This is a genomic window from Kitasatospora sp. NPDC001603 (genome assembly GCF_040298365.1).
Taxonomy (GTDB): domain Bacteria; phylum Actinomycetota; class Actinomycetes; order Streptomycetales; family Streptomycetaceae; genus Kitasatospora.
In genome coordinates this window covers 38,218-61,680 of sequence record NZ_JBEPAA010000015.1, presented here as the reverse complement: position 1 = coordinate 61,680, position 23,463 = coordinate 38,218, and the positions used below count along the sequence as shown (strand labels likewise).

Sequence of the window (23,463 nt, the reverse complement as noted above, 5' to 3'; positions counted from 1 at the left end):
GACCGCAGGGAGCGAACCATCACAAGCCGCGCGTCCCGCGAAGCGGCCGCCGAGCGAAGCGAGGTGGGCGCATGAGCGGCCCGCTCCGCCTGGTGCCCGACGAGGCCGGCCCCGACTGGGCCGAGCAGACCGTACAGCTGCGCACCCTCCCGAGGGGGCGCCGCCGGCCCGTGCTGCCCGCGCAGCGGCCCGTCCCCGAGCCCGAGGAGCAGCTGGAGCTCTCCCCGGACCCGCTGGACGAGCTCGCCGAGCGGCTCGCCGACGTCTGCGCCGACGCCGTCCACCCCTACGAGATCGCGGCCTTCCTGGAGTCCGACGGCCTCTCCGACGAGCAGGCCGGGCTGCTGTACGGCCGCCCCGACGCGTTCACCGTCGCCGAGGAGCTGTTCGAGAAGGTCGAGCGCCGCTACCCGGGCCCGAGCTCCGAGTTCGCCAACCCCTGGCGGGCCGACCCCTGGCGGTGCGTCGTGCGCGGCCTGGTGTTCGCCCTGCCCGGCCTCGGCTACCTGCTCGGCGCCAACCTGTTCGCGGCCACCCGGATGCGCTTCGGCCTCCCCTCGGGGATGCTCGCGCTCTCCGTCGCCACCCTGGTCAGCTGGTCGTGGAACCAGGCGCTGGCGCACCGCTCGTACGCCTGGCTGGGCCGCGGCCGGCGGCGTGCGGCCGGCGTCTGCCTGGCGGTCGGCGCACCGCTGGGCGCACTGGTCGCCGCCGTCGCCGGGTACGTGATCGGCGGTCCGCTCGGTGCGCTCTGCTTCGCCGCCGGGCAGTCCGGCTACCTGGCGGCGGCCACCGTCCTGCTGGTGCTCGGGCGGGAGAAGTTCCTGCTGGTGGCACTGGCGCCGTCGGCGATCGGGGCCGGCGTGGTGCTGGCCGTGGACGTGCCGCAACTCGTCCGGACGGTCGTGCTGCTGGCCTCGCTCGCGCTCGCGGTGGGCCTGGCCGGCCGGGAGATCGTCCGCTGTCTGCGCAGCGAGCAGGACACCACGGTGCTCAGGCTCCCGCTCCGCAAGGAGGTGCCGCACCTGCTGTTCGGCCTGGCCGTCGGCACCCTCACCATGATCGCCGGCCTCGGCACGACCGTCCACCAGGCGGTCCGCACCGGGGCCGCGGAAGGCGCGTCCGCCAGCCCGACGGGGCCGGCCATGATCGCGCTGACGCTCAGCCTCGGGCTCGCCGAGTGGCTGCTGTTCCGCTACCGGGCGATGGCCGTGGCCGGGCTGCGGACCAGCCACACCCCGGCCGCGTTCGCCCGCCGCACCGCCGGCGTGCTGCTCGGCTGCCTGTTCATCTACCTCACCACCGTGGCCGCGCTGGACGCCGCCGCCACCGTGCTCTGGCCCGGCGCCCCGGCGCTCGGGGTCCCGGAGCTCGGTGCGCTGCTGCTGCTCGGCGGCTCCCTCTGGCTGGCGCTGCTGCTGAACGCCTTCGGGTTCAGCTGGAGCACCGCCCTGATCTGTCTGGCAGCCGCGGGCGCCGAGTGCGCCGGACTGCTGACCGGTGTCGACCCGACCGTCCTGCAGCTGATCGGCTGCGGGGCCGCGGCCGCGGTCCTCACCGCCATCGCCGGGCCCGTGCTCGGCCGCACCACCAGGCACCGCTGAACCACCAGTGCTGGGTCACCACCGTTCCGCGCCCAGCCGTCCCCACCCGTACCAGAGCAGAAAGCGATCTACCGGATGAGCAACGTCGCCGTTACCGGAGCCGAGGGCTTCATCGGCTCCCACCTCGTCGAGACCCTGGTCGCGGACGGCCATCAGGTCCGCGCCATGGTGCAGTACAACTCCTTCTCCTCCTTCGGATGGCTGGAGACCCTCCCCAAGGAGGTGCTGGACTCCGTCGAGATCGTCCTCGGCGACGTCCGGGACCCGGGCTCCGTCACCGGCCTGGTCAAGGGCACCGAGGCGGTCTACCACCTGGCCGCCCTGATCGCGATCCCGTACTCCTACCGGGCTCCGCACTCCTACGTCGACACCAACGTCACCGGCACCCTCAACGTGCTGGAGGCGGTGCGCCACCTCGACGTGCCGCGCCTGGTGCACACCTCCACCAGCGAGACCTACGGGACCGCGCAGACCGTGCCGATCACCGAGGACCACCCGATCAACACCCAGTCCCCGTACGCCGCCTCCAAGGCCGGCGGGGACCGGCTCGCCGACAGCTACTACGCGAGCTTCGAGACCCCGGTCGTCACGCTGCGCCCGTTCAACACCTTCGGCCCGCGCCAGTCGATGCGCGCCGTCATCCCCACCGTGATCGCCCAGGTGGCCGCCGGCGAGCGCGAGATCACCCTGGGCGACCTGCGCCCGACCCGTGACTTCACCTTCGTGAAGGACACCGCCAACGCCTTCCGCACGGTCGGCACCGCCCCGGCCGAGACCGTGGTCGGCAGGACCTTCAACGCCGGCACCGGCGGCGAGATCTCGGTCGGCGACCTGGTCGTCCTGATCGGCAAGCTGATGGGCGCCGACCTCACGGTGAAGGAGGACGAGCAGCGCATCCGTCCGGCCAACTCCGAGGTGATGCGCCTGGTCGCGGACGCGACCCGGCTGCGCACGGCCACCGGCTGGGCCCCCGAGTTCTCCCTGGAGCAGGGCCTTGAGCAGACCATCGAGTTCTTCCGCGACCCCGCCAACCTGGCGCGCTACAAGACCGACATCTACAACGTCTGACCTGCCGCACCTCACTGGCAGCACCGGCAACCACAAGGCTCCTGTCGCACCATACTTCCGTGGGGGAAACACCATGCACGCAGTGATCCTGGCCGGTGGCAAGGGCGTTCGCCTTCGTCCCTACACCACCGCCCTCCCCAAGCCGCTCGTCCCGATCGGCGACCAGCACGCGATCCTGGAGATCGTGATGCGCCAGCTCGCCGCGGCGGGCTTCACCTCCGTCACCCTGGCCATCGGCCACCTCGGCCACATCATCCGCGCCTACGTCGGCAACGGCTCCCAGTGGGGGCTCCGGGTCGGCTACGCCGTCGAGGACAGCCCGCTCGGCACCATGGGCCCGCTGCTCACCATGCAGGACCGGCTGCCCGAGCACTTCCTGGTGATGAACGGCGACATCCTCACCGACCTGGACTTCGCCGGGGTGCTCAAGCACCACGAGTCCTCCGGGGCGCCGCTCACCATCGCCACCTACGCCCGCCAGGTCAAGATCGACTTCGGTGTGCTGACCACCGAGTCCGGCTCGATCACCGGCTTCCAGGAGAAGCCGACCATCGACTACCGGGTCTCGATGGGTGTCTACGGCGTGTCGCGCTCGGCGCTCGCCGCCTACACCCCGGGCCTGCCGCTGGGCTTCGACGAGCTGGTCCTCGACCTGCTCGCCGCGCAGACCCCGCCGGCCGCCTACGAGTTCGGCGGCTACTGGCTCGACATCGGCCGCCCGGACGACTACGACCGGGCCAACGCCGAGTTCGCGCTCAACCGCTCGGTGCTGCTCCCCGGCGAGCCCGAGGGCCTGTACGCCGTGCCGAACAGCCCAGGAGCGGCGGTCCCGGCCGCCCGCACCGCGGCGGACGCCGCCGACGGGCAGCCGACGGCCTCCGCCGCGACGGGCCCCGAGAACGACGGACGGGCCGCGTGAGAATCCTGCTGCTCGGCGTGGACGGCTTCCTCGGCCGGCACGCCGCCACCGTCCTGCGGTCACTGCCCGGAGCCACCGTGCTGACCGCCGGGCGGCGGCCCGACCACGACCTGCGCCTGGACCTCGCCACCGCGCAGGCCGGTCCGCTCGGCGAGGAGCTGGCCGCGCTCACCCCGGACGCGGTGGTGAACTTCGCCGGCGCGGTGTCCGGCAGCGCGGTCACGCTCGCCGAGGTCAACGCGCGCGGCCCGGCCGTGCTCTGCGAGGCCCTGGCCCAGGGCGCGCCGAAGGCCCGGCTGGTGCACATCGGCTCGGCCGGCGAGTACGGCGTCTGCGAGCCCGGCAGCTCCCTCGCCGAGGACGCCGACGCACGCCCGGTCGGCGTCTACGGCGCGACCAAGCTGGCCGGCTCCCTCGCGGTGGCCGGCTCGCCGCTGGACGCCGTGGTGCTGCGGGTGTTCAACCCGGTCGGACCGGGCGCACCGGCCGGCTCGCTGCCCGGCCGGCTCGCCGCCGAGCTGCGCCGGGCCGCGCCGCAGGGCGCCGACGGCGTGGTGGAGGTCGGGGACCTCTCGGCCCACCGCGACTTCGTCGACGCCCGGGACGTCGCCCGCGCGGTCGGCCTGGCCGTCGCCGCCGAGCACCCGCTGCCCCGGGTGCTCAACCTCGCCTCCGGGCGGGCGAAGCCGGTCCGGGCGATCGCGGACGGCCTGGCCGCCGCGGCCGGGTTCACCGGCCGGATCGACGAGAGCGGCGCCGGCTCCGAGCGCTCGGCCGCCGTCTCCTGGCAGCAGGCCGAGGTCTCGGCCGCCGCCCGGGAGCTCGGCTGGCACCCGGAGACGGACCTCGCCGACACCCTGCGCGACCTCTGGCTCAGCACCGATCCCCTGGTCACCGGATGACCGGCGCGAGCCCTGTCGACGGCCGCCTGCTGGTGCCGCTGTACGTCCACCCCGCGGTGGACCCGGCGGCCTGGCAGGCGGTCGCCGCCGCCGACCCGGGCCGGATCGCCGCCGTCGTGCTGAACCTGGCCGACGGCCCCGGCGCCGTCCCCGACAACGTCTTCGCCGAGGCCGCCGACGAGCTGCGCAAGGCGGGCCTCCCGCTGCTCGGCTACGCCGACACCGACTACGGCCGACGACCCCACGCCGCCGTGGTAGACGACATCCTGACGTACCGTCAGCGACACGGCATCACCGGCGTCTACCTCGACCAGGTCGCCACCCACCCGGGTGCGCTGGCGCACTACCGGCGGCTCGCCACCGCGGCCCGCGCCGCCGGTTGCGCGACCGTGGTGTTCGGCCACGGCGACCACCCCGACCCCGGCTACGCCGAGGTCGGGCTCGCCGACCTGCTCGTCACCTTCGAGGGGGACTGGGAGGCGTACCGCGCGATGACCCTGCCGGTCTGGACCGGCCGGCACGCCGCCGCCCGGTTCTGCCACCTGGTGTACGACGTCCCCGCCGAGGAGGCCGGGGAGGCCGCCGCGCTGATCACCGCCCGCCGGGCCGGCGTCGGCTGCGCGGTCCCGGGCGCCGGGGAGAACCCCTGGAGCACCCTGCCGCACGCCCTGGCCGTCACCGAACCGACCTGACCCCACCCGGAGTTCGAGTACCGTGACCCGTCCCACCCGGCCCCTGCTGGCCGCCCTCGCCCTGACCACCGCCCTGGTGCTGACCTCGTGCAGCAGCTCGGGCCAGGAGGACGAGGACGACACCTCGGCCGACGCCACCGGCTCCCAGCCGCCCGCGGCCACCGCCGCACCCGTCCCGGGCACCACGTCCGCACCCGCGACGACCGACCCCGGGACGCCGAGCGACCCCGGCACCCCGGCGCCCGCGACCACCCCGGGCACGCCGAGCGCCCCGGGAACACCGGGCACGCCGCCGGCCCCGGGCACCCCCTCGGTGCCCGGCACCCCGGGCACGCCGGCGCAGCCCGCCGGCGCCCGCTGGCAGCCCACCCCCGGCCTCGCCTGGCAGTGGCAACTCGGCGGCGGGGTCGACCAGTCGGTTGACGTCCCGGTCTACGACGTGGACGGCTTCGAGACCGACGCCGCCGTGGTCGCCGCCCTGCACGCCAAGGGCCGGAAGGTGATCTGCTACATCAACGCCGGCTCCTGGGAGGACTTCCGCCCCGACGCCGCCGCCTTCACCAAGGCCCTCCAGGGCTCCGGCAACGGCTGGAAGGGCGAGAAGTGGTTCGACATCCGCAAGCTGGACCAGCTGAAGCCGCTGATGGCGGCCCGGTTCGACATGTGCCGGAGCAAGGGCTTCGACGCCGTCGAACCGGACACCATTGAGGCCTACAACCAGAACAGCGGCTTCCCCCTGACCGCCGAGGACCAGCTGCGGTACAACCGCATGCTGGCCTCGCTCGCCCATGAGCGCGGCATGGCGATCGGCCTGAAGAACGACCTGGACCAGATCCCCGCCCTGCTGCCCGACTTCGACTTCGCCGTGAACGAGGAGTGCGCGCAGTTCGACGAGTGCGCCCGGCTCTCGCCCTTCATCCAGGCGGGGAAAGCGGTCTTCCACGTCGAGTACAAGCTCGGCACGGAGAAGTTCTGTGCCCGGACCAAGTCGCTGGGCCTCAGCTCCATGCAGAAGAAGTTGGAGCTGGACGCCTGGCGGAAGCCCTGCTGAGGCCCCGTCGGGGCAGCAGGGCGGACCGGCCCGCCAGGCACTCCGTCGGACGGATTACTTGACAGCCAGCCAGATGACGGCGCCCACCACGACCAGCGCGACGACGGCGATCACGGCGATCAGGCCGGTCCGGTTGCCGCCGCTGCTGCTGCCATAGGTGGAGACGGAGCCCGGAGCCTGGGGTGCCGGGGTCTCGTCGACGAACGCCCGGAACATCTGGGTGTTGCCGGCGGGGTCGTAGTCGTTGTCAGCCATGGCACGGACTCTAACGAATCCGCCGACCCCGCCGACACCCCGGACCCTCCTCCGGCGCCCCGCCCCACCCGCCGGCCCGGGCGGGGCGGGGCGGGGCGGGGCGAGTACGACAGGCACGTGAACTCTGCCGCGACCACGGAATGCCGGTCCGGGCGATCCGGTTGACTCGGGTCATGACCGGAATCCACAGTGACGCCCCCGGCCGGGTCCGGCTCGGCACCTCCGACCTCGCCGTCCACCCCCTCTCCCTGGGCGGCAACGTCTTCGGCTGGACGGCCGACGAACAGCAGTCGTTCGCCGTCCTGGACGCCTACACCGCCGCCGGCGGCAACTTCGTCGACACCGCCGACACCTACTCCTCCTGGGTGCCCGGCAACACCGGCGGCGAGTCCGAGAGCATCATCGGCGACTGGCTGCGCAGCCGCGGCAACCGCGACGACCTGGTGATCGCCACCAAGGTCGGCCTCCACCCCGAGGCGCGCGGCCTGGGCGCGGCCACCATCAAGTCCTCGGTCGAGGGCTCACTGCGCCGGCTCGGCATCGAGCACATCGACCTCTACTACACCCACCAGGACGACGACACCCCGGTGGAGGAGTTCATCACCGCGCTGGACGACCTGGTGAAGGAGGGCAAGGTCCGCGAGATCGCCGCCTCCAACATCGGCGCCGAGCGGCTCGCCGAGGCGCTGGCCTTCTCCGAGCGCGAGGGCCTGGCCGCGTACGTCGCCGTCCAGCCGCACTACAACCTGGTCTCCCGCGCCACCTTCGAGGGCCCGCTCGCCGACGTGGTCGCCGCGCACGGCCTGGCCACGGTGCCCTACTACGCCCTCGCCTCCGGCTTCCTGACCGGCAAGTACCGGCTCGGCGGCGGCGAGGTGGCCAGCGCCCGCTCCGAGGGTGCCTCCCGCTACCTGGCCGACCCGCGCGGCCCCAAGGTGCTGGAGGCGCTGGACACCGTCGCCGCCGAGCACGAGGCGGAAATCGCCACGGTGGCCCTGGCCTGGCTGACCACCCGCCCGACGGTCGCCGCGCCGATCGCCAGCGCCCGCCGGGTCGAGCAGCTGCCGCCGCTGCTGGCCGCCGCCTCGCTGCGCCTCACCCCGGAGCAGCTCGCCCTGCTGGACGCCGCCTCCGCCTGACCCCGGCGCGGCGGCCCCCGGCGGAATCGATCCGCTCGGGGGCCGCCGCGCCGGACCCGCCGTTACGGGCGCCCGAAATGGGTCGGGTAGAAGCCGCTGCTGAGGGTGGAGACCCGCACCGTCTTCCCCGGGCGGGGCGCCTCGACGAACTTTCCGCCGCCGAGGTAGATCCCCACGTGGTGGATCCCGGAGGCCCGGCCGCTGTCCGACCAGAACAGCAGGTCACCGCGGTGCAGCTGTCCGGCGGTGATCGGGGTGGTGGCCGCGTACTGGTCGTCCGCCACCCGCGGCAGGCTGATGCCGCTGCGCCGGTAGGCCTGCTGGACCAGCCCCGAGCAGTCGAAGCCCGACGGGCCGTCACCGCCCCAGACGTAGGGCTTGCCGAGCTGGGCGAGCGCGTAGTCGATCGCCGACTGCGTGCTGCGGGAGGACGGCCCGCTGCCGGCGGCCGGCCGGTCGGGCGCCGGGTCCGACCCGCCGCCGGTCCCGCCGGTGCGGCTGAGGTAGACGTCGTAGTGGCTGGTGTACCGCCACTCGCCGCTGCCGTTCTTGAACCAGTACTTCGAGCCGTCCCAGCCCTGCCGCAGACCTGAGGACGACCAGCTCGACGAGGTGGGCGCCGGCGTGGACGCGGCGCCGTTGGAAACGGCCGCCTTGCCGGACGCGCCGGTCGCGCCGGTCACGCCGGTACGGGCGGCGTAGACGTCGTAGTGGCCGGTCCAGCGCCAGGTGCCGTTCGCGGCCTTGAACCAGTACTTCGAGCCGTCCCAGCCCTGCTTGCCGGGCGCGGCGTGCGCGGACCCGGCACCGGCCGTCAGACCGACCACGCCGGCTCCCGCCAGCACGGTGGTGGCCAGGCAGGTGGTCCGCACGGCGCGGTGTATTCGCGCGCCACCGGACGTCCCGGCCGCCGGGCGGGCAGTGCGCGGCCGGGCCGCGCAGTTCGGGCAGCCGCAGCCCGCCACGGCGGGGATGCTGCCGAGGGTCTCCTCGAAACCGATCAGCGCGGCGCCGGCACCGGCGAACTCCGCCTCGAAGTCGGCTTCGAACTCGGCCTCGACGTCGGTCTCGAAACCGGTCTCCGTGCCGATGGCTATCCTCATGCCGGTCGTCCTTCCTTCCGCCCGGCCCGGGCGGCCGGGGACGGTACCGAAGCGGCCACTCCGGCCGGGGCGACGAAGGCGACCAGCAACTGCTCCATCAGAGCGCTGCGGGCGGCCTCGTCGAGCTCGTGCGCGGTCGCGCGCTCCAGCCGGCGGACGGCGAGCGCCGCCGCCTCGACCGCGTCGTCCACCAGCACCGTGCGCAGGCCCGCGTCCAGGTCGGCCAGCCGGCGCCGGCGCATCGACTCGGCGACCTCGGGCGCGTAGTCCAGCGCGAGCGGCTGCGCCGAGTAGACCTCCAGCCCGGCCGGGGCGACCTCGGCGGCCAGCGCCCTGGTCAGCTCGTCGGCGAACCACTGGCCGTCGCGCAGCGCCGGGCCGGGTGCCGCGTTGCTGTCGCACGGCAGCATGGACGCCGTCCGGGTCAGCACCGCCTGCACCTGCTCGCGCAGGTAGTGCTCGTGGTCCTCGATCGCCAGCAGCGCCCGGGCAGTGTCCTTGACCCGCCAGACGATCAGCAGCCGCACGACGATCGGCGTACCGGTCCGGTCGACCACCTTGACCGGCTCGCTGCGCCAGTGCCGCAGCCGCACGTCCACCCGGCGCCGGCGCAGCAGCGGGTTGACCCAGACCAGACCGGTGCGCCGGACGGTGCCGCGGTAGCGGCCCCAGCGGCTGAGCACCCTGGTCTCACCGCCCGCGTTGGCCAGCAGCCCGGCCAGCGCGAGGACGATCAGCAGACCGGCCGCGCCGACCGCGACGCCGGACCGCACCGTCACCTCCGCCCCGCCGCTGGCCCGGGCGGCGGCACCGCGCAGATCGGGCAGCGCCTCCCAGGACGGGATGACGCCGTCGTTCAGCAGGACCAGCACGACGGCGGTCACCCCCGCCAGCAGCGCCAGCAGCGCGATCCAGCCGGGCAGCACCGCGGCTCCGTGCTCGCGCAGCGCCTGGTCGGCGCGCGGGGGCCGGCGGGAGGTGGTCGCGGTGACCGCGTCGGCCGGGGCCGCCGGGGCGGCCTCCGGCAGCTCCACCGCCTCCAGGACCGCCGTCTCCAGCGGGTCGCGCAGGTCGACCGGCGTGACCGCCGGACCGGGGACGACCGCCAGCGGCGTGGTCGCCGGCCCGTTGTCGACGGGTTTGCCCGTCTTGGGCGCCCTCGCCATCGGGCTGGAGCCGGAGGCGGAACGTTCCCGCAGGGTCGGTGGCAACGCCTTGGGCAGATTGTCGGGTCGCTGCGAAGAATCGCGGGTGACGTCCATGCACGGATCCTCGGGTTCGGTGTGTCGCGCAACGGGCGGCCCGGATCTGACGGGCAGTGCCAGAGTCAGGCTAAGTTCATACGTCATCAAATGCGACATTTGCGATAGAGCGTGTCGACATTTACTGACGAATCATCCGTAGCCGATCTGACGCGCAGGCACATGAGCGGATGGTCGGAGCGGTTCAGCGTCGTCGGGCACCGGGGCCTCGGGCGAAGACCCGGCGGGTGATCAGGCCGACCCCGGTGAGCAGCAGCAGGAGACCTGCGAGCCCAGCGCGCCAGCCCTCCGACCGGGAGTGGTCGGACGCGGGCTGCGCCTGCGTCGCCCCGCTCCCCGGGGAGGGCTCCGCGGACTGCTCGGCCGGGGGTGCGGCCAGGGCCCGGGAGGTCTCGGGCGAGACCTGCCCGGCGGGCACCGCCGGCGCGACCCCGGCGGTCGGGGTGGCGGTGGCGGCGGCTGTGGGGACGGCTGCGGTGGGGGCGGTCGACGGGACGGCCGAAGTGGCTGGAGTTGTCGAAGCGGCCGGTGAGGTCGACACCGCCGGGGCCGCCGGGGTGGCCGTGCCGGTCGCACCGGAGGCGGACGCCCCGGCACTCGGGCTCGGGGCCGGTCCGGCGCCCGGGCTCGCACTCGCACTCGCACTGGCCGGGGGCACCGTCCCGGCGGCGGGCGGGACGACGATCGGCAGCAGCCCGGGCAGGACAGGCTCCAGGACGGGCTCGGCGGCGGGGGCGGTGGGGGCAGCGGGGACGGACAGGGCAGTGGGAACGGACGGGCTCGGTGGGGCGGGCACCGACGGCGAGACCGTCGGCACGGGCACGGCGGGGGCCGTCGCCGTAGGCCGGTCGGCCGAGGGCGAGACGGCGGGCCCGGGCGGTGTGGGAGCCGCCGCCGGAGCCGGAGCCGCCGCGGACGCGGACGGCGCCACCACGGCGGGCGCGGAGGACGGCACCACCGGCGACGGCACCGCGACCGCCGGCCCCGACGCCAAGGGAACAGACGGTGCCGGAACGGACGGTGAGGGAGCGGACGGTGACGGCGCGCCGGGCACCGGAACCGCCGGGACGGTCGACGCCGCCGCAGGAGTGGACGCCGGCGCCGAGGGCGACGGCGAGGCCACCGAAGGGGACGGCGCAGGGGACGGCGTCCCCGGCGCGGGCGGGACGGCCGCCGCGACCCGGACGGTGACCGCGTCCGCCGCCGTCCCGTTGCCCGCCAGGTCGGTCGCCGTGACGACCAGCCACTGCTCGCCGTCCGTCAGGTCACGGTTGGCCGCGCAGGTCCAGCTGCCGTCGACGGCGGCGGTGGCACCGCAGGCCACGATCCGCTCCGCCGAGGCCGAGCTGCCGGCCCGGGCGGTGACGATCACCCGGGCCCCGGGCTCGGCCCGGCCGCCCAGCTTCGGGCGCGCCACCCGGACCGTCTCGCCCGCCGCCGGCGTGGTCAGCACCGGCCGGTCCGGCGGCACGGTGTCGACGACCAGCGTGAAGACCTGGCCCGGCGTCCGGTTCCCGGCGGCGTCGACGGCGTTCGGCGTCAGCTGGTGGCGCCCGTCCGGCAGGTTCTCCACCGGCAGGCAGGACCACCCGCCGTCGGACCGCACCGCCGTGCTGCACAGCTCGCCGCCCGCACCAGCGCCGGCGCCGCCTCGTGCCCCGGCCGGCCGGTCGGTGACCGAGACGGTGCTGCCCGGCTCCCCCGTGCCGGTCAGCTGGAGGCCGGGGTCGTTGGTGTACTCGGGGAGGGTGAGCACGGGAGCCGTGGGCGGGGCGGTCTTCACGGTGACCCGGACCGGATCGCCGCGCAGCACCAGCCCGCCACTGGTGGTCTCGACCGGGGTGAGGGTGTGCGCGCCCGCGGTCAGCGGCCCGCTCGGCCGGCAGGACCAGTCACCGCCCTTCTCGACCCGGGTCTTGCAGACCACCGCGTCCCCGTCGCGCACCTCGACCGTCGCTCCGGCCACCGCCCCCTCACCGCGCACCTGCGGGCGGGCGTCCGCGACGACGGTGCCGTCGACCGGAGTGGCGATCTCCGGCCGGGCGGCGCCGACCGTCAACCTGATCCGCTGGTCCGAGACCTGCCCTGAGTCGGCGAAGCCGCCGGCCGACACCAACTGGGCCGCGTCGCGGCCGATCCGCAGCCGGGCCCAGGTCTCCCCCGACGACGCGTTGGCGGGGACGGTCCACTCCAGGGTCGCGCTGTCCGCCGTGGCCGGGACCTCGGTCTGCACCCGCTCGGCGGGGTCGAACCGGCCGTTGCGGTCGAAGTCGACCCAGCCGGCCAGGGTGGCGGGGGCGCCGCCCACCGCGACCGGGACGGTGACCCGGTAGTACCGGCCGATCGCGGCCTCGGCCGGGTAGCCGACGGCCGGATCGCCGCCCTGGTACTCGCCGCGCCCGGGCTGGAGCCGGGGCGGTGCCGGGCTGGAGAAGACGCTGCGCCGGCCGGCGCCGTGGTCGAGCTGGACCAGCGGCTCGCCGGCCGCGTCCCTACCCCCGGCCGGGGTGGCGGGCGGCACCAGCGGGGTCGTGCCGGTGGTGGCGGCCCGCCGGCCGAGCCGGGCGGCGCCGCCGGCGTCCGCTCCGAGGAAGAGGTCGGAGAGCAGGTGGGAGGCATTGTCGTAGCCTTGCGGGGCGGTGCCGACGCCCTCGTCCAGGGTGACGGTGTAGGCCTGGAGGAGCGGCGCCGGCGCGGGCGCGGCGGTGGAGCCGGCCCGGGCGGTGGAGCGCTGCTCGACCCGGAAGACGGCCGTGCGGAAGGTCCCGGCCAGCTCCAGGCTGCCCTCGGCGGCGGATCCGGCGTCGGCGGCGGCGCCCGCTCCGGCGGGGGCCAGGCTGTTGCCGTCGACGGTCCAGCCCGGCCAGTCGGTCCGGTTGACCAGGGCGGGTGCGCCCGGTGAGCCGCCGGTGAGCGACAGACGCGAGACGGTGCTGGTGGCCCCGCCCTTTCCGGTGGCGACGGCGGAGAGTCCACTGACGTGCAGGCGGGGATTGCGGACCGGCCGGGAAAAGGCGATGCCGAGTGTTCCGACCGTGCGCCAGGAACCGTCCGTCTGCGGACGGTTGTCGGTGATCCGGAAGGTCTGCGCGGGATCTCCGGGCCGCAGTCCGTCCGTATAGAGGGCAGCCGCCCGACCGCCGCCGAACCGCTCGGCCAATTCCCCCGGCTCGGCCGCGACGTCGAATCCCGGGGCGGCGGAGAAATCGATGTGGACGGTGAGGCCGGAGGGAAGGACGGCACTCCGGTCCCCCGACCAGGTGTCGGGGGACTGCTGGGCGGCGGAGGTGGGCGGGTTCCAGCCGATCAGCAGCGCGGCCGCCAGAGCCGCCGAGGCACCGGCCGCCACCAGACGCGGCCGCCGCATCCCTCCCGTCCGGTGCGCGGGCCGGGCCGGGGCCGGGGCGGACAGGGCGGCATCGCGGGGGAACTGTCGGCTCATCCGGCTCTCCTTCGGTATCGGCTGCCGGGGTGGCCGGGCAGTCTGGGCACAAGATCTGACAAAACGGAATCACGATCCTGGGCCGGTCATACTGCGACACCTGCGCTATCGGCCGGGTCCCACCCGTTCGGCGGTCATCCGACCGGCAGGAAAGGATGTACCCGAAGGGAATGGATTTCATCCATTAGCGGCGTATCGCGGGGAATCCGGGGGATTCCGATCGGGCGCCGCGGACCGGTACCTGACCGTGCGTCGAGCGCTCCGTTGCGCACGACCGTTGCGCACCACCGGTGCGGACGACCGGTGCGAACGACCGGTGCGCTCGGCGGAGCCGGCGCCCGCACCTATCCACGCCGGGAGCGACTTCGCGACCGTTCGCCCACAGGACCGGCTTCGCCGAGGGGCTCCACCGGCAGCCGTCCGAGCCCGGCCGTGGCGCCCACGGCCCGGCCGCCCGGAACCCGGAAACCGGAACCCGGAGCCCTCAGTCCGGCCGCGGCGGACGGCCGGGCGGTCCGGAGCCGGGCCGAGCGCCCGGGCCGAGCGGGGGCCGATGGCCGACACGCGCCCGGAAAACGGAGAAGCCCCCGGCCGGTGGCCGGGGGCTTCTCGCTGGTGCGCTCAGCAGGATTCGAACCTGCAACCTCTTGATCCGTAGTCAAGTGCTCTATCCGTTGAGCTATGAGCGCAAGTGCCGGGCAGAACCCGGTCTTGCGAAGGTTTGGTGCGCTCAGCAGGATTCGAACCTGCAACCTCTTGATCCGTAGTCAAGTGCTCTATCCGTTGAGCTATGAGCGCTCGCCCTGGTGAACGTGCCAGCGGGGCGTTGCGGGGACAACATTACATGACCTGCGACGCGGGGCGAAATCGATTGATCCGGGCCCCGGAACGACCGGGCGGCGGCCCGATCCCCCGGCGCTCCGCGACCGGGCGCGCTCGGCGTCCGGCCCGGCCCCGACCGGGCCCCGGACATGCGAGAAGCCCCGCCGACGTGATCGTCGACGGGGCTCCCGGCTGGCGGAGGCTGAGGGATTTGAACCCTCGATGGGCTTTAAGACCCAAACCGCATTAGCAGTGCGGCGCCATAGACCGGACTAGGCGAAGCCTCCCCACATGGATCGCGCCCGCGTGGCGGACTCGCTCCGTGTGCCAGTGATGATGCCACAACCCGAGGGCCCGGCACCAACCACCGCCAACGTTACTAGGCGGGTCGTCCCCGCCGCAAAGAAGAATGAGATACTGCCTTCTCCGGAGGAGCTGCCCTGAGCCGAGGAGACCTGTCGACGTGAGCAGCAGGCCGATCCGAGGCGCTGCTCGCCTCGCCGCCATACTCGACGCCCTGCCCGACGCGTTGTTGCTGGTGAACAGCAACGGCACGGTCGTCGATGCCAACAGCGCAGCGGTCCAGGCGCTCCAGACACCCGGCACCTCACTGGTCGGCATGGGCGTACTGGACCTGCTGCCGGAGTTCGACCCGAGCCGGATCCCCGGCTCGATGCGGCCGAAACCGCGCGAGGACGACGCCCTCGACCGCCCGGTCCGGATGACCGCCCGCCGTACCGACGGCAGCACGTTCCCGGTCGAGGTCTCGGGCAACGACTTCGCCGACGACGGCGCGAGCGAGGGGCGGGGCTACGCGCTCTCCCCGCTCGTCCCCTACGACCCGTACCGTGAGGGCTCCCGGCCCTCCGGCAGCGACCTGCTCCTGCTGCTGGTCCGCGACCTCTCCAGCCGGCTCGGCGTCGAGGCGGAGCTGCGCCGTCAGCACAAGCAGACCGAGATGATCCTGCGGGCCGCCGCCGAGGGCGTGCTGGGCGTGGACCTCGAAGGCCGCTGCGTGCTGGTCAACCCGGCCGCCGCGCACATCCTGGAGTACCGGGCGAGCGAGCTGGGCGGGCGTGAGCTGCACCCGCTGATCCAGCACTCCCGGGCCGACGGCACCCCGCTGGCGCTGGAGGAGTCCGCGCTGCTGGACACCCTGACCTCCGGGCGCAAGCACCGGGTGCGCGGCACCGTGCTCTGGCGCAAGGACGGCCGTCCGGTCACCGTCGACCTCACCACCGCCCCGGTGCGCGACGGCGACCAGCTCGTCGGCGCGGTGATGACCTTCACCGATCGCAGCCGCGAGCTGGCCCTCGTCGCCCGCAACGAACACCTCACCGCCGTTCTGGAGAGCGAGCTGGGCGGCGCCCTGACCGCGCTGCACCGGCGGATCGACGCGCTCGCCGCCGACCCGGCCGGCCAGCTCTGGCCGGAGGCCAACTGGACGCTGCGACGGCTGGCCGACGAGTGCCGGCGGTTCGGCAAGCTGATCGACGGCGTCCTGGCCCACCAGCGCTCCGAGGCCGAGAACGCGGCCGGCGGCCCGGCCGACGACAAGGACGGCGCGAAGCCCGCCGCCGACCGGGTGCCGGTCGGCCTGGACAAGGTGATCCGCAAGGCCGTCGAGCACGCGGGCGAGCTGGTCGGCGCGGGTCGGGTGCGGTTCTCCGTGCACGCCGCCGCCGTCGAGGTGATCGCCGACCGGGAGCGGCTCGCCCAGGCGCTGGCCCACCTGGTCGCCGACGTCAGCGGGGTGGCGCTCTCGCTCGACGCCCCGCCCGCCGTCGGCTCCCCCGGACTGAACCCCGCCGGGACGGCCGCGCCGGCCCCGGCCGAGGGCGACGCCCCGATGGTGGTGCTCGCGGCCGCCCAGCGCGGCGACGTCGCCCGGGTGGAGATCCGCGGCCCCGGACGCGGCGGCAGCCCCGTCCACCTGCCGATAGCCCGCACGGTGGTCGAGCGCCACGGCGGCGTGCTCCAGCCGCACGAGCTGCCCGGCAAGGCCGGCACCACGTACGTCGTCGAGCTGCCGCTGGACCCGGTCGCGGCGAAGGCCGCCGCCGAACGCGCCTCGGCCGAGGGCCGGTCGGACCGGCCCAAGGAGAGCGACAGCGCGGTGCTGCCCGACCTGCCGGGCATCCCGCAGCTGCCCGCGGCCCGGCGCCCCGAGGACGACACCGAGAAGGCACCGGCCGACGGCCCGGCGCCCGCCGGGGCGTCCGACCCGGCGCCCGGACCGGAGCAGGCCGTGAACGAGGAGCCGGCGCAGCCACCGGTAGCCGAGCGGCGCGGGCGCCGGGGCCGGCCGGCGGCCGAACCCGAGGCCGTGCCCGAGGCCCTGCCCGAGGCCGACGCGGCGGCCGCCGCCGACCGTTGGCCGAACGCCCCGGCACGGGTCGAGCGGGCCGTCCCCGAGCAGTGGAACGGCACCGGCAACGACCCCGCCTACGGGCGCCAGGGCGCGAGCGCCACCACCGCCCAGCCGAGCGACCCGTGGGGCAAGGACGACGGCCGGTCCGGCACCGCGTACGCGGTGCCGGTCGACGGCCTCCCGGAGGAGCCCGCCGCGGCCGCTCCGGCGGCGCCGCGCGGCCCGTTCGCGCTCGGACCCGGCACCCCACCCGCCGACCCCGCCCCACCGGCTCCGGCCGACACCCCCGCCGCCGGTACGCCGGCCGGCGGCACCCCGGCGACCGGCGTACCGGTCGGCCCGGCCGAGGGCGTTCCGGCCGGTGCCGAGGCCTTCGGCCGGCCAGGCGCGGAGGGCGACGGCGCGGAGGAGCCGAAGCCGTCCCGGCGGCGCCGCGCGCTGCCGGCCAACGAGGACTCGTCGGGCGGGTTCGCGCTGCCCGGCATGCCCGAGTCCGCCCCGGTCTACCCCGGCCTGGAGCACGCGCTGCCCGCCGGTCCCGCGCCGGCCCCGCCCCAGCCGCCCGCCGCCCCGCCCACCGGCCGGCGCCGCCGGCTGGCCGTTCCGCCCGGCCCCGACACCGAGGCCCGGGAGGCCGCCGCGCAGCCGCCGTCGGCGCACGGAACGGCCGAGGGCGCTCCCGGCGCCCTGGAGCTCGCCCGGCCCGCGCTGCCCGCCGCCGGCTCGGACGGACCGGCCACGACCGGCCCGGACGGCCCGCAGCCGGTCGGCACCGGCCTGGCCGAGCTCGCTCCGCCGCGCCCGCTCGGCGCCCCCGGTGCTCCGGGCGGCTCCGGTACGGGCGTTCCGGCCGGACCGGCCGAGGCCTTCCAGGCCGCCCCGGCGGCGCCGGCCGCCGCACCGCAACTGCCCGCCGCGCCCGAGGCCAGGACGGCGCCGCGCCCGATGGCCGAACTGCCCGCCGCCGGTCACGACGACCCCGTCGAGCACCCCGCACGCCCCGTCCCGGCCGGGGACGGCGGCCCGCGCCGGCTGCTGGTCTGGCCCGAGCCCGACCCGGCCACCCGGCAGGCCCTGCAGGACCGCGGCTACCGGCCGGTGATCGTCCGCTCCCGCGAGGAGGTGGACGCCCAGATCGCCGGCTTCCCCGCCGCGCTCTTCGTCGACCCGCTGACCGGCCCGATCACCCGGACCGCCCTGCAGTCGCTGCGCACCGCCGCCCTCAACAGCAGGGTCCCGGTCCTGGTCACCGCGGGCCTCGGCCAGGCCACCCGGGACGCCGCGTACGGCGCCGACCCCGCCGTGCTGCTGCGCGCCCTCGCCCCCCGCGACGGCGAGAACCACGCCCCCCGGGTGCTGCTGGTCGAGGGCGATCCGGACATCGCCGCCGCCATGATCAGCAGCCTGGAGCGGCGCGGCATGCACGTCGAGCACGCGGTGGACGAGACCGACGCCGTCGCCCGCGCCAGCAGCGTGCAGCCGAACCTGGTGGTGATGGACCTCTTCCAGATCCGCCGCCGCCGGGTCGGCCTGCTGGACTGGCTGCGCGCCAACGACCGGCTGCACCGCACCCCGCTGGTCGTCTACACCTCGGTCGACCTCGACCCGCGGGAACTGCCCCGGCTGCGCACCGGCGAGACGGTGCTGTTCCTCGCCGAGCGCTCCACCAGCGCCGACGTCCAGTCCCGGATCGTCGACCTGCTCGGGCGGATCGGCGCGATGGGCGAGGCGGGCGTCGCGGCCGCCGGCTGACACGACCGGGGGCCGGCCACCCGTGGTGGCCGGCCCCCGGGCCCGGCTGTTCCCGCCGCTGTCCGCTACTCCTTGCCGAGCACCGTGACGTCCAGCTCGTCGGCCGCGTAGCCGGCCCGGATGACCTTCTTGTCGAACTTGCCGACCGAGGTCTTCGGCACCGCGTCGACGATCGCCCAGCGCTCCGGCAGCTGCCAGGAGGCGATCCGCTCGGCCAGGAACGCGCGCAGCTCCCGCAGTCCGGCCGTGGCGCCCGGCCGCAGCACCACGGTGGCCAGCGGGCGCTCGCCCCACTTCTCGTCCGGGACGGCGACCACGGCGGCCTCGGCCACCTCCGGGTGGGCCATCAGGTGGTTCTCCAGGTCCACCGAGGAGATCCACTCGCCGCCGGACTTGATGACGTCCTTGGCGCGGTCGGTCAGGGTCAGGTAGCCGTCCGGGGTGATGGTGCCCACATCGCCGGTGCGCAGCCAGCCGTCCTCGGAGAACTTATCGTCGGGGCGCTCCGGGTCGTGGCCGGCGCCGCCGTAGTACGCGCCGGCGATCCACGGCCCGCGCACCTCCAACTCGCCCGCCGAGACGCCGTCGTGCGGCATCCGCTCGCCGCCCGGACCGGTCAGCCGGGCCTCGACGGAGGCCGGGAAGACGCCCTGGGTGACCCGGTACGGCCACTCCTCCTCGGGGGTGAGGCCGCCGGGGGCCTGGGCGAAGGCGCCGAGCGGCGAGGTCTCGGTCATCCCCCAGGCGTGCACGACCCGGATGCCGTGCCGCTCGTCGAAGGCCTTCATCAGGGCGGGCGGGCAGGCGGAGCCGCCGATGACCACCATGCGCAGGCTGGAGGTGTCGTAGTCGCCCGCGTCCAGCTCGTCGAGCAGACCGCTCCAGATGGTCGGCACCGCGGCGCTGACGGTGGGCCGCACCCGGGCGATCATCTCGGCCAGCGGCTTCGGCTGGAGGAAGCGGTCCGGCATCAGCATGCCGGCACCGGACATGAAGGCGCCGTGCGGGATGCCCCAGGCGTTGACGTGGAACATCGGGACGACCGGCAGCGCGATGTCGCGCGGGGTGAAGGCGAAGTTGTCGCCGGTGTTGACCTGGAGGGCGTGCAGGTAGACCGAGCGGTGGCTGTAGAGCACGCCCTTCGGGTCACCGGTGGTGCCGGAGGTGTAGCAGAGCACGGCGGCCTGGCGCTCGTCGATGTCGGTCCGCCACGGAAACGTGGTGGGCCGTCCGGCGATCAGGTCCTCGTAGTCGTGCACGGCGCCGGTGAAGCCGGCCAGCACGGACCGGTCGCCGGGGCCGCTGACCACGATGTGCTTCAGGGTGGGGGCGAGTTCCGGCAGGACGGCCGCCAGCAGCGGCAGCACGGTGCCGTTGACGATGATCACGCGGTCGGCGGCGTGGTTGACGATGAACGACAGCTGGCCCGGCGGGAGCCGCAGGTTGAGCGTGTGCAGCACCGCTCCCATGGACGGCGCCGCGAGGTACGCCTCCAGGTGCTCGGCGTTGTTCCACATCAGCGTGGCCACCCGGTCGTCCCCGGTCACCCCGAGCTCGTCCCGCAGCGCGTGGGCGAGCTGCGCGGCGCGCGCGCCGACCTCCGCGTACGTCCGGACGACCGGGCCGGTGCCGTCCCAGGTCGTGACGGTCGACCGCCCATGGATGGTCGACCCGTGCTCCAGGATCCTGGCGACGGTGAGCGGGACGTCCTGCATCGTGCTGAACACGGGTCCTCCTTGACCGGGCGGCACTGCGGCGGCGACTGCGACGGTCACCGGGCGGCTACTGGGCGGTAATAGCGGCAGTCGAGCCCGATTGTGCCTCTCCACCTGCCCGCTGTCAGCATTCCGGCGCCGTTGCACGGGTCACGGATTCGCCGCGTCGGCCGGGGGCGGGGTCCGTGGGCCGCGTCGGCCGGGGGCGGGGTCCGTGGGCCGTGCCCGCCGCCCGTGACGCTACGGGGCCAGTCCGTCCCGCTCGCGCTCGCCGGCCAGGGCCGCCAGGTCGTCGAAGGTCCGCAGCAGGACGGCCCGCCGCTCCTCCTTGTGCCCGGGGGCGGGCTCCAGCCCGTCGATGCTCTGCTCCCAGACCGCCATGAAGTCCGCCTTCCAGCCCTCGATCGTGGCCGCGGCGGGCAGACCGGCGCCGACGTAGTGGCGGGAGGCGATCAGGTGGAGCAGTTCGAGGTTGCACGGGACGGCCGTGCCCCAGTACTCGTCCGCCTCCAGCTCGACCCGGTCACCGGCCATCGCCTGCTCGACCTCGCCGATCAGCCGGGCCGTGAACTCGCCGAGGTGATCGGCGGCCGTGTCGCTGTCGAAGTTGCCGCTGCCCCAGGTGCCCATGAGTCCTCCGTGATCGGGTCGATCGGTCAGCCCTGTTGTAGCGGGCCGCGCTGACACTGCCGCGGCCGGTCGCACCGACAGCGGCACGCGATACTGGGCGGCATGAGCGACAGTCATGACGATCGCCGGGTACAGCCCGAGCCGGCCGGGTTCCGCGTGCCGTGCCCGTGCTGTTCCGACGGGGTGCGGACGCGGGCGCGGCTGGGCGTCCGGGCCGACCGCTCGGGTACCGGGCACATCCCGGAGACCTGCCGGGACTGCGACGGGCGCGGCTGGCTCTCCCTCGGCCTCCGGGACTGAGCCGCGCCCGCCGGCCCGAGCCGCGGAACCGCACCGGGTGGCCGGGCAGGGGCCGGCGGGTGAGCCGTACCCGCGCGGGCGGGCGGGGGCAGCGACCGGTCAGACCTGCCGGTCGGGGCGGTACAGGCGGACGCAGACCCCGGGGTCCGGCAGGTAGGCCGGGTCCAGGACGTACCCCTGCTCGGCGGCGACCCGCAGGACGTGCTGGGCGCCCGCGCCACGGTAGGTCGCGAGGTTGACGCGGATCCGCCGGGGCGCCTCGGCGCCCTTGCCGTTGCCCGGGCGGACCTCGCGCGCGACGATGCGGCGGACGTGGCGGTCCCAGGCGGCGGCGCTGCCGGTGAACTCCGCCCGGAAGGCGCGCGGACCGACCGCCCAGCGGGCACCCCAGCGGTCCCAGTAGTCGGGCTCGGGGTGCTTCACCCAGAAGGCCAGCAGGCTGAGTACCCCGCAGACGGGGACGTAGGCGATCTGCAGCACGAGCATGAACGGCAGCAGGAACGCGGACCGGCCCGGTCGGGCGCCCCACGGCGTGCCCGGGGCGGCCGGCGGATCCTGCGGCCCGGGTGCGGACACCCGGGCCGGGGCGGGGTACCGGCGGCTCAGCCGGACACGCCCCAGGTCGCCGCCTGCGGGGACGCCCTGCCAGCCGTAGCGCTCCGCGAGCCGGACCACCCCGGCCGCGCCCAGGCCCCGGTAGAGGCGGACCGCCAGCTTGACCCCGACGGTGCGGCCGAAGTCGGCCCCGACGTCGCCGTCACCGGCGGCGTACCCCGCCTCGGCGAGCCGGATCCGGCGCTCCAGGATCGGGCCGACGTACCGCTCCCAGTCCTCCGGGCGGCCGGTGAGCTCGGCCTTGAGGCGGCGCGGTGGGACGAAGGTGCGGTTGACCTTCAGCCAGGAGTCGGACTCGGGGCCGGACGGGCCACTGGCGCCGGTCCAGAGCAGGATCGCGAACAGGGCGACCAGGGCGGCGATCCAGACCGGTGCGTAGATCCACTGGAGGGTGAACTGCAGCAGCACGGCGATCCGGCTGCGGCGCGGCCGGGGGCCGGGGAAGCCGTCGTCGAAGGACGCGGCGGCGGCTGCGGCGAGCCCGGCGGGCGCTGGTTGCGAGGGGAGCGGCTGGGCGTACGGGTTCGGCCCGGCGTACGGCTGGGGCTGGGGGTACGGCTGGGGCTGGGGGTACGGCTGGGGCTGCCCGTACGGGCCGGCGGCGGCCGGGCTGTACGGCTGCGGGTACGGGTACGGCTGCGGCTGCGGCTGCGGGTACGGCTGCGGCTGGGCGTACGGGTTCGGGCCGGTGTACGGGCCGCTCTGCGGGTACGGCCCGGGCGGTGGGATCGCGCCCTGCCCACCCGCTCCGGCGTGGTGCCCCTGACCCTCCGACATGCCCGTCCCCCTCCGTGCGGCCGATCGACGGGACACCCTATCCGGCCCGGGTGCCCGGCCCGTCAGCCCGCCAGCGGCGCGTCCACCTGGTTGCGGTCGACGGTGAGCGTGGCGCCGCCGTACGTCTCCGTCACGTTGCCCCGGTACTGGTGGACGCGCTGGCGGTCGGCCCAGAGGTCGGAGGTGAGGGCGCCACTGTCGGCGGTGTCCGCGTGGTCGTCCCAGCGGGCGTACCAGAGCGTGTCGGGCAGCGGGGAGCTGCCCGCGCGGGCGGCCGCGGCGAGGTCGGCGACGCCGGAGTCGAGGCTGGAGTAGAAGCCGGACCGGTAGCCGACCGCGTGCAGCCCCTGGGTCCAGCCGAGCGCGAAGTCGACGACGGCCTGGCCACAGGCCGGGTCCTGCGTCGGGTACGACTCGATGTCCAGGAACACCGGGCTGCCCATGCCGAGTCCGACGGCCGTGAGGCCGCGGACCGCCTCGGCCGCTTCGGCCCGCCCCTGCTGGGCCGCACGGGCCGGGTCGATCCGCTGCGGCTTGCCCTTGAGCTCGCTGCACGGCGCCTGCAGCCCGACGTGGACGGGGAGGAAGCGCCAGCCCATCGCCCGCGCCTGGCGGACCCAGTCGGCGGTGAGCCCCGGCTGCGCGCAGCCGCGCTGGGACCCGCTGGTGTAGATGCCGACCGCGCCGTAGGGGGAGGTGCCGCGCCAGGCCCGGAGGGTGTCGAGCGGGGGTGCGGTGCAGGCGTCGAAGGCCGCGCCGCTGTAGAGGTCGCGGACCCGCTGGGCGGGCGGGCCGGACCGGTCGGGCAGGACGGTGGCCCGGATGCGGGGTGCCGCGGCGGCCACCGGAGCGGTCGCCCCGGCGCTCACGCCTGCCCCGTCGATCGCGAGCAGGAGCACGAGGGAGGCGGCGGCCAGGGCCGCGGGGCGGAGATAGCGCACCCCGCCTTGATACTGACGGGCCATCGGACGAATACGGCAACCGCGCCGCATGCCCCGGAGAAGCTCACCCTTTCGGGCGCACCCGTCCGCATCCGTCCGCATT

16 protein-coding genes, 3 tRNA genes and 1 pseudogene are annotated in these 23,463 nt (G+C 75.3%); 9 read left to right on the top strand and 11 right to left on the bottom strand.

Annotated features, from left to right (window positions below):
- Positions 1 to 71: 71 nt before the first annotated feature.
- From ABT263_RS12755 to ABT263_RS12730, 6 genes and pseudogenes are all read left to right on the top strand, one after another.
- A complete protein-coding gene (locus ABT263_RS12755; protein WP_352290489.1) occupies positions 72 to 1,604 on the top strand; it encodes a hypothetical protein in 1,533 nt (510 codons plus the stop codon).
- Between the two features lie 75 nt (positions 1,605 to 1,679).
- Complete coding sequence (locus ABT263_RS12750) at positions 1,680 to 2,672, top strand: SDR family NAD(P)-dependent oxidoreductase (RefSeq protein ID WP_329488650.1); 993 nt, start codon at positions 1,680 to 1,682, stop codon at positions 2,670 to 2,672.
- 73 nt (positions 2,673 to 2,745) lie between these two features.
- Positions 2,746 to 3,453, top strand: a pseudogene (locus ABT263_RS12745) (nucleotidyltransferase family protein); the annotation flags it as partial.
- 134 nt (positions 3,454 to 3,587) lie between these two features.
- Complete coding sequence (locus ABT263_RS12740; RefSeq protein ID WP_352290487.1) at positions 3,588 to 4,493, top strand: NAD-dependent epimerase/dehydratase family protein; 906 nt, start codon at positions 3,588 to 3,590, stop codon at positions 4,491 to 4,493.
- The gene (locus tag ABT263_RS12735; RefSeq protein ID WP_329488652.1) at positions 4,490 to 5,185 is read left to right on the top strand and encodes a spherulation-specific family 4 protein; all 696 of its coding nucleotides are present in this window, start codon (positions 4,490 to 4,492) and stop codon (positions 5,183 to 5,185) included. The genes ABT263_RS12740 and ABT263_RS12735 overlap by 4 nt, the downstream gene beginning before the upstream one ends.
- Positions 5,186 to 5,207: 22 nt before the next feature.
- Positions 5,208 to 6,236, top strand: coding sequence for an endo alpha-1,4 polygalactosaminidase (locus tag ABT263_RS12730; RefSeq protein WP_502885793.1), 1,029 nt, complete (start codon positions 5,208 to 5,210; stop codon positions 6,234 to 6,236).
- A 54-nt stretch (positions 6,237 to 6,290) separates the two neighbouring features.
- On the opposite strand, the gene ABT263_RS12725 is transcribed toward ABT263_RS12730, so the two are convergent.
- Positions 6,291 to 6,491, bottom strand: a complete 201-nt coding sequence (locus ABT263_RS12725) for a hypothetical protein (protein WP_329488653.1) — start codon at positions 6,489 to 6,491, stop codon at positions 6,291 to 6,293.
- Between the two features lie 173 nt (positions 6,492 to 6,664).
- On the opposite strand from ABT263_RS12725, the gene ABT263_RS12720 reads away from it, so the two are divergent.
- Entirely contained in the window at positions 6,665 to 7,630 is a 966-nt protein-coding gene (locus ABT263_RS12720) for an aldo/keto reductase (RefSeq protein ID WP_352290485.1), read from the top strand.
- Positions 7,631 to 7,692: 62 nt separating this feature from the next.
- Here ABT263_RS12720 and ABT263_RS12715 read toward each other — a convergent pair whose 3' ends face one another.
- The 6 genes from ABT263_RS12715 to ABT263_RS12690 all read right to left on the bottom strand — a co-directional run bounded on the left by ABT263_RS12715 (position 7,693) and on the right by ABT263_RS12690 (position 14,546).
- Entirely contained in the window at positions 7,693 to 8,733 is a 1,041-nt protein-coding gene (locus tag ABT263_RS12715) for a C40 family peptidase (RefSeq protein WP_352290483.1), read from the bottom strand.
- The gene (locus ABT263_RS12710; RefSeq protein ID WP_352290481.1) at positions 8,730 to 9,995 is read right to left on the bottom strand and encodes an SPFH domain-containing protein; all 1,266 of its coding nucleotides are present in this window, start codon (positions 9,993 to 9,995) and stop codon (positions 8,730 to 8,732) included. The genes ABT263_RS12715 and ABT263_RS12710 overlap by 4 nt, the downstream gene beginning before the upstream one ends.
- Positions 9,996 to 10,179: 184 nt before the next feature.
- Positions 10,180 to 13,437, bottom strand: a complete 3,258-nt coding sequence (locus tag ABT263_RS12705) for an Ig-like domain-containing protein (RefSeq protein WP_352290479.1) — start codon at positions 13,435 to 13,437, stop codon at positions 10,180 to 10,182.
- A 613-nt stretch (positions 13,438 to 14,050) separates the two neighbouring features.
- Positions 14,051 to 14,126 (bottom strand) — tRNA-Arg (locus ABT263_RS12700).
- 33 nt (positions 14,127 to 14,159) lie between these two features.
- Positions 14,160 to 14,235 (bottom strand) — tRNA-Arg (locus ABT263_RS12695).
- A 217-nt stretch (positions 14,236 to 14,452) separates the two neighbouring features.
- Positions 14,453 to 14,546, bottom strand: a tRNA-Ser gene (locus ABT263_RS12690).
- Positions 14,547 to 14,722: 176 nt separating this feature from the next.
- Here ABT263_RS12690 and ABT263_RS12685 point away from each other — a divergent pair.
- The gene (locus ABT263_RS12685; protein WP_352290477.1) at positions 14,723 to 18,382 is read left to right on the top strand and encodes a hybrid sensor histidine kinase/response regulator; all 3,660 of its coding nucleotides are present in this window, start codon (positions 14,723 to 14,725) and stop codon (positions 18,380 to 18,382) included.
- A 65-nt stretch (positions 18,383 to 18,447) separates the two neighbouring features.
- On the opposite strand, the gene ABT263_RS12680 is transcribed toward ABT263_RS12685, so the two are convergent.
- Together ABT263_RS12680 and ABT263_RS12675 are read right to left on the bottom strand one after the other, a co-directional pair.
- A complete protein-coding gene (locus ABT263_RS12680) occupies positions 18,448 to 20,109 on the bottom strand; it encodes a long-chain fatty acid--CoA ligase (RefSeq protein WP_352290475.1) in 1,662 nt (553 codons plus the stop codon).
- Between the two features lie 228 nt (positions 20,110 to 20,337).
- On the bottom strand, positions 20,338 to 20,727 hold the full coding sequence (locus ABT263_RS12675) for a DUF4259 domain-containing protein (protein WP_352290473.1): 390 nt from the start codon (positions 20,725 to 20,727) through the stop codon (positions 20,338 to 20,340).
- A 102-nt stretch (positions 20,728 to 20,829) separates the two neighbouring features.
- On the opposite strand from ABT263_RS12675, the gene ABT263_RS12670 reads away from it, so the two are divergent.
- On the top strand, positions 20,830 to 21,027 hold the full coding sequence (locus ABT263_RS12670; RefSeq protein WP_329488661.1) for a hypothetical protein: 198 nt from the start codon (positions 20,830 to 20,832) through the stop codon (positions 21,025 to 21,027).
- Between the two features lie 99 nt (positions 21,028 to 21,126).
- On the opposite strand, the gene ABT263_RS12665 is transcribed toward ABT263_RS12670, so the two are convergent.
- Together ABT263_RS12665 and ABT263_RS12660 are read right to left on the bottom strand one after the other, a co-directional pair.
- Positions 21,127 to 22,419 carry a hypothetical protein gene (locus ABT263_RS12665; protein ID WP_352290471.1) on the bottom strand — a complete coding sequence of 431 codons (1,293 nt, stop codon included), beginning with the start codon at positions 22,417 to 22,419 and terminating at the stop codon, positions 21,127 to 21,129.
- A 62-nt stretch (positions 22,420 to 22,481) separates the two neighbouring features.
- Positions 22,482 to 23,360: a DUF1906 domain-containing protein gene (locus tag ABT263_RS12660; RefSeq protein ID WP_352290469.1), complete on the bottom strand. Its 879-nt coding sequence runs from the start codon at positions 23,358 to 23,360 to the stop codon at positions 22,482 to 22,484.
- Between the last annotated feature and the right edge of the window lie 103 nt (positions 23,361 to 23,463).